The following is a 13,358-nucleotide window of genomic DNA, read 5'->3' as shown; positions in this document are numbered from 1 at the left end:
CTATAGATGTTGGTCCTGTCCGGGTAAAGCTGACTGCCGGACACTGCCATTGCCGTGCAGCCACAATCCCGCCAAGACAACGACGGCCATCATCATCGATGTGCGAGCAGGATAATCGACGACGCTGGCCAGAACCACGAGCAGCAGCAGAACAGAACCTAACATAGGCAAGGCAGACCCGCCGATACGGCGTGCGCGCAATGCACGCACCCCGGCAAACGCCAGCCATCCGAGAGCGCCCAGCAGCATGAGAGCGCCCGCTAAACCGCTATCTAAAATAATTTCCAGGAAATCATTATGCGCATGGTTGAAATAGGTGAATTTCAGTAGATGGAACGGTTCATGTATCCGGAAAATAGGATCAAAATCTCCGAACCCGGATCCGAACGGAAGATAGGTCTTGATCATTGAAAGTACAGTCGGCAGCCCACGACTACGCATATCCTCAGCCGCTTCGGTTGCAAGCGCCCGATTGATTGCAACTGCACGGTCAGCAGCGACGCTCATCAGGACGAAAATAGCGATCGTCGCGACGAACGCAGCGATTAGTGTAGGAAGAACAAAGCGTGGGGCACGCGCTAATACGCGTTTCAGGTCGCGCCAGACCAGCATTATACCGGCAAGCAATCCTAGTAGTCCGAGGGCAAGGCCGGCACGCGAACCAGTCGCAAGGATTGTCAGGGCGAACAAGACCATCAATCCCAACGCAACCGGACCTCGCCAACCGGGATGCGCTCGACCTCCCAGTGCCCAGACCGGAGCAAGTGCACAACCAAAGGCTAGGAACAGGGCTAAATGGTTGCGATTGGCGAAGTTTCCGCTGATCTGACCGATCGTATCGTTGATAAGCGGATTGCTCAGCACGCCGCCGGAAAACTGGAACAAGCCATAGAGCATCGAGGCAAAAATCAGGCCTAGCAGTATCGCGGGCAGATGGGCGCGCTCCTGATCACTGGCACCGCTCGCCAGTACCAGCACCACCAGCGGCACGATCAGGGAATGCAACGCATTGAACGTCGCGCCTGGCACCAGCGACCACGGACGCCATTGTTGCGGATCGCTTCCAAGAGCGTCGGCAAATGGCATGCGGCCGGGTAATGCGTGCCAAAGAGCAGGGGGAAGGGGAACCAGTTGTATCACAACCAGAAGAATGCCCCCCCCCAGCAACAGCCACAACGGCTTGGCGTTAGCGAAGCTAGGCTTTGGTGCCAGCAGGATCGCCAGGATCAGCGACAGCCAAGCAACGCTACGAACAATGACCTGACCCAAGACATCGGCACGGGAACCGCCCCCTGCTAGCCATAGGACGGCCAGCAATCCGCACAGCAGGACGAACGAAAGGCTGGGCATGGCAAAGGCAGGAGAACGGCGACGTGGCTGCATGGCAGCGACGCTTAGGGGATCGGCACGATCAACGGAACCACCGATGGCGATTGCCAAGAGAAAATAAGGGATCGTCCAAACGATCAGCAACCCTAACTCCGAAATCCACAGAGCGTGCATGCAGCGGTTTACAATCCGGCAGCTTCGCTCCTAAGGGGACGCTCATAGCAGACTGGACAGGTGCGGTGCACGAACCCGATTTCAGCCGACTGGAAGGCGAGTTTGTCGACTTGCTGCCGCTCGTGCCCGATCATGCAGATGTGACGTTTGGCTGGCGCGGTGGTACGCGTGCCAGACTGCTGAACCGTGGTGCCACCTCGGTTGAACAGCAGGGCAACTGGATTGCAACTCGTCCTAGCAGCGAGCGCAATTATCTGATCGTACTCAAGGATAAAACGCCGGTCGGCATGGTGTCGTTGGTCGAAATCGATATGGTGGCACGCAAGGCCGAGCCCGCCCGCTTTCTGATCGGTGATGAGGATGCCGTTCGCGGCGTTCCGGTCGCCGCTGAAGCGTTGTTGCTGCTTTATCGTCACGCTTTCGATGTGCTCGGGCTGCACCGTTTGTACGGCACAGTTGCCGCCCCCAATCAGCCGATGATGAAATTCCACGAATACAGTGGCATGCGTCGCGAAGGTGTGCTGCGGGACCATTTGTTCCTCGACGGCGAATTCCACGACGGCATGGTATATGGCCTGCTGGAACCGGAATATCGATCGGTCACGATCCGCCGGCTTCAAGGGCTGGTCGCCATGGGACGTCGCACGTCTCAACCCTAATAATTTCAGGAGATTTGCTGTGTCCATTACCAAAGATCGTGCGCTTGAAATCGTTCTTGCCGCGCTTGCCAGTGCCAATGAGGAACTGGACGCTTCCGAACAAGTCACGGTAGCACCCGATACCCAGTTGTTCGGTGCCGATGCGCAAATCAACTCGCTGACGCTGGTGTCGCTGATCGTTGATGTCGAACAGGCGGTCGACGATGAAACCGGCCAGTCGATCAGCCTGACCGACGAAGCGACCATGAACCGCGATCCGTCGCCCTTCCGTAACGCCGACACGCTGTCCGATTATATCGTCGAGCTGTCGAACGCTCGCGGCTGACGATGACACAGGCGCATGCCGGCAAGGTTGCCGTCGTCAGCGGCAGCCGTCGCGGTCTTGGGCGCTTGATCACAGAACATCTGCTGGAGCAAGGCGTCACGGTTCATGGCATAGCCCGCGGCGAAGCAAGCTTCGAAGCGGCGGGATATACGCATCATGTCGCCGACGTGGCAGATGCAGCCGCGGTGGATGCCGTCTTTCGTCACATTCGTGGCGAACGGATGGGATTGGACTATCTGATCAACAACGCCGGCGTTGCGACGTCGGGGTTCGCGATGATGTTGCCGCCGACAGCGGCAAGTGAGATGGTATCGACCAATCTACTCGGCACGTTCCACCTTTCGCGGGCGGCCGCGAAGCTGATGACGAAGCGTCGCACCGGGCGCATCGTCAACATCGGATCGATCATGGCCGTCGTGGAACCGGCCGGAGGTTCGATCTATGCCGCGACCAAGGCAGCGATCGAAACCTTGGCACACGTCCTTGCCAAGGAACTGGGGCCGGTCGGGATCACCTGCAACACGCTGGGTCTATCGGTGATCGAAACCGACATGCTCGACACGCTGTCGCGCGATCTGTTGAACACCATTGTCGCTTCCATGCCGATCGCCCGCCCGGCAACTCCCGCAGACGTGATGAACGTGCTGGACTTCTTGTTGTCCGACGCAAGCGGGTACATCACGGCACAAACGATCTATCTCGGCGGCCTGCACTGATGGTCGAACAGGTCGGTCATGGAATCTGGGTCGTGCGCGCCGGAGCCATCGTCGCGAACAGTTATATTCTTGATGCCGGCCCCGGCCATGCCGTGCTGGTCGACGCCGGAATGGATGGTGAAGCGATTCAGGACGCCCTGACGTCTCTCGACCGGGTACCGGTTGCGATATGCTGTACCCATGGTCATTTCGATCATGTCGGCAGTGCCCGGTTCTTCGTCGAACGATACGCCATCCCGGCCTATCTTCCTCGCCTTGACCTGCGTGTTGCCAAGACCGGCAATGGCCTCCTTATGCTGATGAGGCGGCGGGACCGTATCACCTTGCCCAACTTCGAGCTTGTGGATGACGGCTTCACGCTCCATGTCGGAGGAAGCCCGCTACGCTACCATCATACGCCTGGACACACTCCGGGCAGTTCGATGCTGTCCTGGTGCGGCGCATTGTTCACCGGCGACACGCTTTATTCGCGCGGAATGGGCCTTGCCCGCCGCCCCAACGAAGATCTGGACGGCATTCGCACCAGCATCCAGCGCATGTGGCCGATGATCGTCAAGCACCAGATCCACCCCGGCCACGGACCAAGCGGAGAGGGTGCAGTCATTGTGGTGCAGAATACGGCGCTGCGTACATTCCTCGAAACCCCCTGCTGAGGTCCCGACATGCACGATCCCTCCGGCAAGATCGCCGCACGCATCGCCGCGATCGCAGTCCATCTGCCCGAAACGATCCTTGATAACGAAACGCTCTCGCGCGACTTTCCGATCTGGCAGGCCGACCAGATCGAAGTGAAACTCGGTATCCGCGAACGACGGATCGCCGGGGCCGACGAAACGGCGGGGGATCTGGCCGTTGCCGCGGCGGAAAAGCTGTTCGCCTCGGGCGCGATCGAACGGGATCAGATCGATTTCCTGCTCGTCTGTACCCAGACCCCGGATCATGCGATCCCCGGCGTGGCCTGCATCGTACAGGACCGCATTGGGCTTTCCAAACGAACCGGCGCGCTGGATGTGGCGTTGGGCTGTTCAGGCTATGTCTATTGCCTGTCGCTTGCCGCCGGACTAATTGCAGCGGGAGCGGCCCGCCGCATCCTGTTGATCACGACGGACACCTATTCCAAGATCATTCACACCGGTGATCGATCGGTCCGCCCCCTCTTTGGCGACGGTGCCACCGCTTCGCTAATCGAAGGAGATTTAGAAACCCGATCGCACATCGGGCCGTTCGTCTTCGGAACCGATGGCAGCGGCGCACGGCACCTCATCCTCGAAGCGGGCGGAACCCGTCTGCCACGATCGGAAGACACGGCCCGTTTGCGTGAGGACGCCAGCGGCGTGGTGCGCAGCGCAGACACGCTGTCGATGAACGGGCCGGCAATCCTCGCTTTTACCAATCGTGAAGTACCCAGCAGTTTCGACGCGCTTCTGGCAAAGGCGGAATGGTCACGGGACGGTATCGACCGCGTGATTGCCCATCAGGCGAACAAGTTCGTACTCGATACGCTGGCCAAGAAACTGGGTATCCCGGCCGCGTTGCTCCCTCACCGGTTCGCCGAGACGGGAAACACGGTTTCCTCGACCATCCCCATCGCCTTGGCCGCCCTGCATGAAGAAGGCTCGCTCAAGCGGGGCGAGAAGATCGTGCTACTTGGCTTCGGCGTGGGCCTTTCTTGGGCAGGCGCGGCCCTGACCTGGTAGGAGTACCGATATGGAAAACACTGATATCGTGCAGACGGCTCCGTCTGCGCATCCGCTCGACTGGTTCGTCGAACGATTGGCCAGCGGCGGCGATCGCATCGCCTTCATCCACCGTGACAAACGGATGCGCTACGACGAGGTCGTGGAGCGGATCGCGTACCATGGCCGGCACCTCGAACAGGTCGGGATCGCTAGGGGCGAGATCGTCTGCGTCCTGGCGGATTACTCGCCCGATGTATTTTGTTTCATGCTGGCTCTGGCCAAGATCGGCGCGATACAGGTTCCATTGACGACCGAATCCGTTGTCGAACGCTCGACCGCGCTTTCGGTTTGCGGCTGCGACTGGCAGGCGACATTCGATGCCGCCGGACGAGAAGTAACGATCGAGCGGTATGCGCTTCCTGCGGACAACGCGCTTCTCGACCAGTTCCGCGAGGGGGGACATCCCGGCCTGATCCTGTTCTCATCGGGATCGACCGGAACGCCCAAGGCGATCCTGCACGATATGGTCACCGTCGCGGAAAAATTTCGCGTACCGCGTGCCGCGACCGTCGCCATCGCTTTTCTGATGATCGACCATTTCGGCGGGATCAACACGATCATCGCTATCACCTCCAGTCTCGGTACCGTCGTGACGGTTGGCGACCGGTCGGTCGGAACGATCTGTCGCGCGATCGCCGATGCCAGGGTCGAACTGTTGCCGGCAACGCCCTCGTTCCTCACCATGATGCTGTCATCGGGGGTCTGGCGGGATCATGATCTGTCGTCGCTCACCCGGATCACCTACGGCACCGAAGTCATGCCGCAGTCGACGCTCGACCGGATGCGGCAGGTTTTTCCAAACGTCGAATTCCAGCAGACCTACGGCTTGTCCGAAGTCGGCGTATTACGTTCGAAATCGCGCCCCGACGGTTCGCTCTGGGTGAAACTGGGCGGTTCCGGCTTTGAGACCAAGGTTGTTGACGACGTGCTCTGGGTCCGGTCGCAATATGCGATGGTCGGCTATCTCAACGCCCCCTCGAAGTTCGATGCGGAAGGGTGGTTCAATACCCAGGACCGGGTCGAACAGGATGGCGAATGGGTCCGCATCCATGGCCGCGTCACCGATCTCATCAACGTCGGCGGACAGAAGGTCTATCCGACCGAGATCGAGGACGTTATCCTGACGATCCCGAATGTCGCCGATGTCGCGGTTTTCGGCGAAGACCATGCCTTGCTTGGCAAGATGATCGTTGCACGCGTATTGACGGTGGAACCCGAAGCAATCGGCGATCTCAAGAAACGCATTCGTGCCGAATGTTCGCAGCGCCTTGCCAACTACAAGGTACCCAGCAAGGTCATCTTGGCGGACGGTCCGCTATATTCCGGGCGGCAGAAGAAACTGCGGGGATGATACCGATACCGGTAGCCGCTACCTGATGCGAAAGGGTTCGGCTTCCGGACGTTCCTCGTCGAACTGGTACAGGGCGGACTCATCGAACAGCCGGACCCCGGCATAGCCACGGGGAAAATCGAACCGGACTGCCGGACGCGTGGGCACGGCGCGATAGTCGCCACCATGGCCTAGGAACGCGCTACCGCTCAGATCGAGAAAGGCGCGCGCCGCTCCCGGGCCGTTCTGGCTACCAAAAACGATGGCTGGTGCCAGCGCGCTTTTGGCGAAGCGATTGAACACGCATCGCGTGAAGCCATAGGTCAGCAACCGGTCGGGATGATCGACGACAATATCGCTGCCGTGATTATCTTCGAAATATAGTGCGCTGGCATCGATCGCGACGCCGCCTGCCAACCCCGACTGACCAACAAACAGTCCGACCGACCGTTGATCGGGGGTTTCCACGCCGGTCGACTCGATCGTCGTTCCGCGCATCGAAACACTGGTTCCGGCAACGATTTCCACGCCGATCCGCAGCGACGCCAGGATCGAACAATTATCGATCGCGATCACATTGGGGGTCGACTGATATTTCCCCTGTTCGAGACGGATACCCTGCCGGTCGTAATAGCTGAGGAGATTGTCGATTCTGCCGACCAGGCAGCCGATCAGGTGGACACCATATCCGTTGCGGAAGGTCCGCAGATCGTCGAGTTCAAACTGACGGACATTCTCGATCAGAAGCCCGGCCCCGTTGCCGAGGCCGTTCATGCCGCGGTCCGGTCGCTCGATCCGGATGCCGCTCAGACGAAGATGATCGAATTCGGGCATGTTGCCGACGATTCGTAGCGCCGGGCGATCAACCGATCCGTCCATCAGGAGCATGGTATTGGCCGCACCGTCTCCCACGATCGCAAGTCCGCGGCCTTTGCCGCCGATGCGAATGGCCAGGGTCCGGGTCGTACGATACTGCCCCGAGGGCAGGCGAAGCGTGGTTCCCGCCGCGCCGACCGCCAGCCAGGCCGCAAGCGCATCGCTGTCGTCCGCACGTCCATCCCCCACGGCTCCGAATTGCTGCGGTACCGGTGCGAGATGCGCCGAAGCGCTATCGGTTCGGGCAACGGGACGCTGCTGGGTACCGATCGTCGCCGCTCCGACTGCTCCGATCGGAAGCGCCGTAAACAACGCCCGTCTTGTCGTATCGGTCATTTGAATATTCCGGTCATGGCCTCACGGTACGCCTGTCCGTCCCAATCGTTCACTGCCGGTCGAACAATAGTCGCATGGCGTCCTTCACCATATGCCCGATCGTAAAGCGATCCTCGAACCGTTGCCGGGCGCGTTGGCGCAACAGATCGTCCTTGCGATCCAGTATCAGGGTCAACGCCTGGCCCAGCGCCGCCGCATCGCCTGCCGGAACCAGCGCACCGGTTTCTCCATGGCCGGAAACTTCCGACACGCCCGATCCCACAATGTCGGTTGCAACGATGGGTATCGCGTGCGCCATTGCCTCCAGTTGGACGATCGCATAGGCTTCTGATCGTTCGACCGACGACATCGCATATACCGCGGCGACCTGAAACAGCGCCTGCAACGATGCATCGTCCTGACGCCCCGCCAACAGGACGCGATCCGCTACCCCCAACCGGTCGATCAGCCCGGAAAGGTGATCCCGTTCAGGACCTGCTCCGACGATCACAATACGGGTATCGGACGGCATGTCTCGGACCGCGTGGATCAGCACGTCGAAACCCTTGTACTTGACGAGCCGTCCGACCGCGAGGACGATACGGCCCGTCTCTCCGACGAAATCGGCGATCGCATCGGGCAGCGTCTGCTGCGGCAGATGTTTCACATCGTCGATACCGATCGCCAGCACTCTGGTCTTGTCACGAACCGCGCGCAATCTCGGCGAGGCATCGGCGTAAGCCTGCGTACTGGCAAGCACCAGATCGGAGCGGCAGAGCAGATATTTCTCGGCCACTCCGACGATGCGGCCGAGCACGCCCTTGTTGACGACATCGCTATGCCAGTAAGTCACCAGACGCCTGGTTCGCAGGAACGGGACCGCCGCAATTGCCAGAACGTTGGGATAATGGACCAGCACGACATCTGCGTCGCGCGCGCGTCGGATCGTGCGCCATAGCCATGGGAAGCTAATCGGCTGCGACGAAACCGTTCGCCCGGCATGCGACCGGTCGACGATGACGTCACCGACCCGCTCCACGACGGTCTCGTCGCGGGTAAAGACGGTGATTTCGGACGATATGCCGCTGGCCGCCACCCCGTCCGCCAGATTCTTGGCAAAAGTTTCGATCCCTCCCCATTCGGGTGGATAAAATTTGCCGATCTGGACGAACCGCTTTTGGTGTACAGTATCATGCATGGTGCTTGCTCGTGGATGTCGTCGCCAGCGCATGGTCAAGGACGGCAACGGCCGTCCGATCCCAGTCAAAACGGCCCGCATTGCGATATCCCGCTGCGATGATCGCTACGCGGCGCGCCTCATCCTCCAGCAACGTGACGACATGGGCCGCCAGTTCGCTTGGGCGGTCTGCCTCGAAATACAGCGCGGCGTCACCGGCGATCTCGGGCAATGCACCGCATTTCGTACTGCACACCGGGACGCCCAGCCCCTGTGCTTCCAATATGGGCAGGCAGAAGCCTTCGGCGACCGATGCGATGGTCAAGGCGACCGCGCCGCGATAGGCGGCTGCCAGCGCTTCGTCATCGACCGCTTCCAGAACACGCACTGCTCCCTGCATCGCGTACCGCTCCACGGCTGCCGCACGCAATCCATGCGGATCGGCACCGACGTGGCACAGGTCGATGGCATGGCCTTGGGCGCGGAGTTCGGTAAGCGCCGCAACGATACAATCGATGTTCTTGTTCGGCAGCACAGCACCGACGAACAGGATGTAGGGCTTGGGCGCTGCCAGGGGTTCGGCGGCGGGCAGGTCGCGCCCCGCCGAATGGACCGTCACGATCCGATCGCCGATGTCGGGCCATGCCTCGGCAACCTCTCGCGCCGTATTGTCCGATATGGCGATGACCACGTCACTGGCACGCGCCGCGCGGGGTACCGCCAGTTCGAGATACCGGCGTCGCCGGGGCTCGACCAGTTGGGGGACGGTCCGGAAATACAGATCGTGAATGATGGTGACGACCCGCTGCGCACCGCTGGTCGGTCCGGCAAAGATCGGATTGACGATCGCCGCAACCTTGTCCCGACGCAGCCGGGTAGGGAGCAAGGCACGTTCGTACAGGACCCGGGCGACCCGGTTCTTCAACCTCGGCGTCTGCGACAGGAACCTGCGCGCTAGCGGCGAAAAATGGTCGGTGCCACCTGGCTGGACGATCCCCTGCAAGGTCGCCTCGACCCGCCCGTCGTCGACCGCCCGTACCATCGCTTCGAACAGCGACACCGCGTATCGCGATGTCCCCCCCACTAGCACTGCACCGACAGCGGTCAGGTTGACCGCGATCCGTGGCGCCTGTCTGGGCGGGGGCAGGCGGCGGGCATCATTGATGGCCCTGATGCGAAACGCGGTCTGCGCCTTGTCGTCACGGCGCACTGCAAGACGCAACAGGACCTTGCCCAGCATTAAGGGATATTGGGTTGCACGCAGCCATTTCGGGAAATGCTTGCGTAAGAAGCGGATCTGCCCCTCATGGAACATGCGCGCGCCGAACGGCGACGTTCCGCCGCCGGTCAGAATACTGACCTTATGATCGAGCGTGGGTTCCCTGAGGACGGTGATCGGCTGTTTCGCGACCAGGCAGCGATACGCCCAGTCGACGTCTTCCCAATATACGAAGAATTGTTCGTCGAACAAACCGATCCGCTCGAGCGTCGTACGCTCGATCAGCAGACAGCATCCCGGAGCGAACTTCGCCGGCCAGAAATCGCCACCGGGCGGTGGCGTTTCGAACATCCGTGCCTGGAACGCCCCCCGCCACCAGGTAAAGTCGCCGCCGGCATACCAGAACCGGTCACGCCGGGTGGCATAGCGTACCGCGGGTGCCAGGACCGCGGTCCCGTCACGTGCCGGCGAATGTGCCAGTCGGCCCAGAAAATCCCGGTCGAACATAACATCGTTGTTGATGATGACGACCGCACCGTAACCGGCTGCCAGAGCAACTCGCATGCCCTGATTGGTGGCGACCCCGAACCCGACATTCTCCGAATTGCGGATCAGGGCATGCAGCGGCCCATTCCAAGCCTCAACCATCGCGACCGAGGCATCGCTTGACGCATTGTCGACGACGATCAGCTCCCAGGCACGATCGATCTGCCGGTCCAGCGATTCGAGGAAATCCGCGAGAACCGGTTCGCTGTCATAGGTAACGGTAACCAGCGCCAGACGGTCGCCGCGTTGCAATCCGGGCGTCATGTCAGCACCTGTGTAGTCGTATAGCCATAGTATAGATACGCTGCTGCAGCGAACCACAATATGATCGGCGGGATCTGACGTATCGATAGCGGTTCCCTGAAGACCAGAAAGATGATGCCGACCGCCAAAGCGTCGCGCAGTCGCAGTGCCAGTTCCAGCGAATCCCGCAGCAATACCAGTGATAGATAGGACATGAGCGTCATGCCGAAGAACACTCGGGTATATTCGTTCTTGAACGTCGACGGTATCGTGACCATCCACACGATGATACCGATGGTCATCACACTGGCGAACGACAGGATGTTGGCACTATCCGCATTCAGGTCGTTGTAGACATAAGCGGTCGTCAACGGATTGAACTGGGAGAAGACGTCGACGATCAGTTGCTGGAGCGCGGGCAGGACGGTCGATCCGGTAACCAGGATCAGCGCGCCCACGATGATGACGACACGCCCCTTGATCTGTCGGGCACCCAGAGCGACCAGCGGCATCACGACCATGCTGTAGTGGAACAGGATGCCAGCGACGGTGAAGACTGCGAACAACCACCACCGCCGCTGCAGCATCGCATGGATGCCCAGCAGCGCGAAGCCGATCCCTACCGCCGCCCGGATCTGGGTATATTCGTGAAGGAGATAGAACCCCAGTATGTAGCTGATCGCGGCTAGGATCGGGGAACGAAGATATCGCTCGAACAGATAGAATTTGCAGCCCAGCGAAACCGCGGCCATCAATACGAACAGGGATTCATATCCAAGACCCAGATTGCTCCATAGCCATGAAACGATCTGGAAACCATATTCGAACCGGCTGTTGGCAAGATCAAAGAATGGCCCGATCGTCTGGTAATAGAATAGATAGTTCGGAAGATCGGGAGAATCGCCGAACCACTGCTGTCCCGCGGCAAGAGAAAGCACCGTCCACATCGCCACCAGAACGACGCGGGTCATCAACTGCGTTTCGGCGTCGCGCTCGACGGGAACGAGCAATGATGCCGCAAAGCTGTTTTGGAACATCGTACCAATATTCATGGCGCCACCCTGCCAGGCAACAACGCCAGCATCCTTGCCGCAACTTGGGGCCAGGCGAATTCAGCGACCGCTTCCAACCCATGCGCGACGCGTGACTGCCGGTCGGTCCCTTGACTGATCGTCCGTATCGCAACGGCAATGGCATCGGGATCACGATTGGCCACGATCCATGCATTGTCGGGCGTCGCGGGAAGGTATCCGGTCGTGACGACAGGCGTGCCGCATGCCATCGCCTCCATCACCGGATAATGAACGGCACCGTGCTGGATCGTCCCCGGTGCCACCATCGCGTCGATCGAGCGGTAGAAGCTGGCAAGCGCGGCATCACCCTGCAACGGCATGACTTCGGCCGCAGGGTGGCTCCAGTCCGCCGGGAGATTGCCGAAGGCGACACGAAGGCGGTAGCGCGGGTCAGCGGCATGCAGCTGCTCGAACGCCTTGAGGACATAGATCGTCCCCTTGTCCGGTTCGTGCCGGCCGATGCACCCGACGACGAACGTGTCGCGATCGCGCGGTTTCGCATCGGGCCTAAAATTCGACAGGTCGATACCAGGCGGCACCCAATGTTCCGCGCGGATGCCTTTGTAGCGGAGGTAGAGAGGTGAATTCACGATCCGCAACGCCGGAATGGCATAGGACGCCTTGGCCAGCGCCCAATGAACCGGCTGCCTCTTCGCATCGAAGAAGTCCGGCTCATACGCCTGGATGTAATAGACCCGCTTTCTTGCCGGAACACCGGCCGCCAGCAACAACCAGGGCGTGAATGCCTGGTTTGCGAGAAAGACGTCATATTCGTCGCGTAACGCCCACAACCCCTTGAACAAGGCACGAAAACGATCCTTGCCCGGCATCGGTCGGGCATCCGAGGATCCCGTTGCCAGCGTACCGTCGCGACGCACCCGACGGATGCCGCCGCTGGTTTCGAAATAGGGACGATCCACGCCTTCGGGAACGAGGAAATCGACCATGATTCCGCAATCGGACCATTCGCTGGCCAAGCGGGACAATACGCGATACCCCCCCTGTGCCCCGAAACCAAAAATCGGGATGAGGATATTCACAACGGCCACCACTGCAAACCTGCCCCGGCGAGGACTGCACGGCGGGCAACTAGGTCAAGCCTCTACCGTCGCTCGCCCTCGAAGGCAAATGCGCGGCGGATGGATCGACCGGTGTAGACATCGTTCACATCCAGCAAAGAACGCCGGATGAAGCCGCCCTCTGCGTACCTCTTGTCCAAAGGAGTCCGCCCATGGGGACAGGGCAGAACCTGTCGGCAGCCTTGACCGCATGGGAGTTCTTTGCTCGGCCACCATGACTGTTTTGGGTCGTTCTACCCGTCTGTGCTGCCACCGGCCTTTCATAACGGTTTAGCCAGCGCCACACCGGCCTTTCAAAGGCCATACACGACGGAACGAAAAGTAGAACGGAAACACCGCCCGCAATGAAAGCAACAATTCCGTAAATACCAAATATACTAGCGGTATATCGGGACACTAGCTGATTCAGCATACACAATATGAAACTGGCCTCACGCATTAACGATGGCAAGCGGGCATATCTCCATTCGGATATTTTTTCCGTTTCGTATGCAAATATCCAAACCGAGGCAATCGCAGCCGGCAATAAGTCCAATAATAATGAAATTCCTCGGGAAT

General features: G+C 60.1%; 12 protein-coding genes. 6 read left to right on the top strand and 6 right to left on the bottom strand.

The window, feature by feature from the left end; translation table 11 throughout:
- Entirely contained in the window at window positions 1-1,503 is a 1,503-nt protein-coding gene (locus tag ASE90_RS11965) for an O-antigen ligase family protein (protein WP_056000717.1), read from the bottom strand.
- Window positions 1,504-1,568: 65 nt separating this feature from the next.
- Here ASE90_RS11965 and ASE90_RS11960 point away from each other — a divergent pair, with 65 nt between their 5' ends.
- Genes ASE90_RS11960 through ASE90_RS11935 form a run of 6 tightly spaced genes read left to right on the top strand, consistent with a single transcriptional unit; the run spans window position 1,569 to window position 6,293 of the window.
- Window positions 1,569-2,162, top strand: coding sequence for a GNAT family N-acetyltransferase (locus tag ASE90_RS11960; protein WP_056000714.1), 594 nt, complete (start codon window positions 1,569-1,571; stop codon window positions 2,160-2,162).
- 19 nt (window positions 2,163-2,181) lie between these two features.
- Window positions 2,182-2,487 carry a hypothetical protein gene (locus tag ASE90_RS11955; protein WP_200910879.1) on the top strand — a complete coding sequence of 102 codons (306 nt, stop codon included), beginning with the start codon at window positions 2,182-2,184 and terminating at the stop codon, window positions 2,485-2,487.
- Window positions 2,488-2,489: 2 nt separating this feature from the next.
- Window positions 2,490-3,203 carry an SDR family NAD(P)-dependent oxidoreductase gene (locus ASE90_RS11950; RefSeq protein WP_056000711.1) on the top strand — a complete coding sequence of 238 codons (714 nt, stop codon included), beginning with the start codon at window positions 2,490-2,492 and terminating at the stop codon, window positions 3,201-3,203.
- Window positions 3,203-3,856, top strand: coding sequence for an MBL fold metallo-hydrolase (locus tag ASE90_RS11945; RefSeq protein ID WP_056000708.1), 654 nt, complete (start codon window positions 3,203-3,205; stop codon window positions 3,854-3,856). The genes ASE90_RS11950 and ASE90_RS11945 overlap by 1 nt, the downstream gene beginning before the upstream one ends.
- A 9-nt stretch (window positions 3,857-3,865) precedes the next feature.
- On the top strand, window positions 3,866-4,900 hold the full coding sequence (locus tag ASE90_RS11940; RefSeq protein WP_056000704.1) for a ketoacyl-ACP synthase III: 1,035 nt from the start codon (window positions 3,866-3,868) through the stop codon (window positions 4,898-4,900).
- 10 nt (window positions 4,901-4,910) lie between these two features.
- Complete coding sequence (locus tag ASE90_RS11935; RefSeq protein WP_056000701.1) at window positions 4,911-6,293, top strand: class I adenylate-forming enzyme family protein; 1,383 nt, start codon at window positions 4,911-4,913, stop codon at window positions 6,291-6,293.
- Between the two features lie 18 nt (window positions 6,294-6,311).
- On the opposite strand, the gene ASE90_RS11930 is transcribed toward ASE90_RS11935, so the two are convergent.
- From ASE90_RS11930 to ASE90_RS11910, 5 genes are all read right to left on the bottom strand, one after another.
- Complete coding sequence (locus tag ASE90_RS11930) at window positions 6,312-7,184, bottom strand: hypothetical protein (protein ID WP_414889180.1); 873 nt, start codon at window positions 7,182-7,184, stop codon at window positions 6,312-6,314.
- A 349-nt stretch (window positions 7,185-7,533) separates the two neighbouring features.
- Window positions 7,534-8,661, bottom strand: coding sequence for a glycosyltransferase (locus ASE90_RS11925; protein WP_056000693.1), 1,128 nt, complete (start codon window positions 8,659-8,661; stop codon window positions 7,534-7,536).
- Window positions 8,654-10,669, bottom strand: coding sequence for a glycosyltransferase (locus tag ASE90_RS11920; RefSeq protein ID WP_056000690.1), 2,016 nt, complete (start codon window positions 10,667-10,669; stop codon window positions 8,654-8,656). The genes ASE90_RS11925 and ASE90_RS11920 overlap by 8 nt, the downstream gene beginning before the upstream one ends.
- Window positions 10,666-11,700: an EpsG family protein gene (locus ASE90_RS11915; RefSeq protein WP_056000687.1), complete on the bottom strand. Its 1,035-nt coding sequence runs from the start codon at window positions 11,698-11,700 to the stop codon at window positions 10,666-10,668. Before ASE90_RS11915 ends, ASE90_RS11920 begins: the two co-directional genes overlap by 4 nt.
- On the bottom strand, window positions 11,697-12,551 hold the full coding sequence (locus ASE90_RS11910; RefSeq protein ID WP_162235088.1) for a glycosyltransferase family 4 protein: 855 nt from the start codon (window positions 12,549-12,551) through the stop codon (window positions 11,697-11,699). Before ASE90_RS11910 ends, ASE90_RS11915 begins: the two co-directional genes overlap by 4 nt.
- Between the last annotated feature and the right edge of the window lie 807 nt (window positions 12,552-13,358).

This window comes from Sphingomonas sp. Leaf67 (assembly GCF_001421965.1).
Lineage (GTDB): Bacteria > Pseudomonadota > Alphaproteobacteria > Sphingomonadales > Sphingomonadaceae > Sphingomonas.
This window is presented reverse-complemented; position numbering and strand designations above follow the sequence as displayed.

Coding starts and splice junctions, on each gene's coding strand:
- ASE90_RS11945 (WP_056000708.1), top strand. CDS start 3,203: ATGGTCGAACAGGTCGGTCATGGAATCTGGGTCGTGCGCGCCGGAGCC.
- ASE90_RS11915 (WP_056000687.1), bottom strand. CDS start 11,700: ATGAATATTGGTACGATGTTCCAAAACAGCTTTGCGGCATCATTGCTC.
- ASE90_RS11935 (WP_056000701.1), top strand. CDS start 4,911: ATGGAAAACACTGATATCGTGCAGACGGCTCCGTCTGCGCATCCGCTC.
- ASE90_RS11940 (WP_056000704.1), top strand. CDS start 3,866: ATGCACGATCCCTCCGGCAAGATCGCCGCACGCATCGCCGCGATCGCA.
- ASE90_RS11920 (WP_056000690.1), bottom strand. CDS start 10,669: ATGACGCCCGGATTGCAACGCGGCGACCGTCTGGCGCTGGTTACCGTT.
- ASE90_RS11910 (WP_162235088.1), bottom strand. CDS start 12,551: ATGCCGGGCAAGGATCGTTTTCGTGCCTTGTTCAAGGGGTTGTGGGCG.
- ASE90_RS11950 (WP_056000711.1), top strand. CDS start 2,490: ATGACACAGGCGCATGCCGGCAAGGTTGCCGTCGTCAGCGGCAGCCGT.
- ASE90_RS11965 (WP_056000717.1), bottom strand. CDS start 1,503: ATGCACGCTCTGTGGATTTCGGAGTTAGGGTTGCTGATCGTTTGGACG.
- ASE90_RS11925 (WP_056000693.1), bottom strand. CDS start 8,661: ATGCATGATACTGTACACCAAAAGCGGTTCGTCCAGATCGGCAAATTT.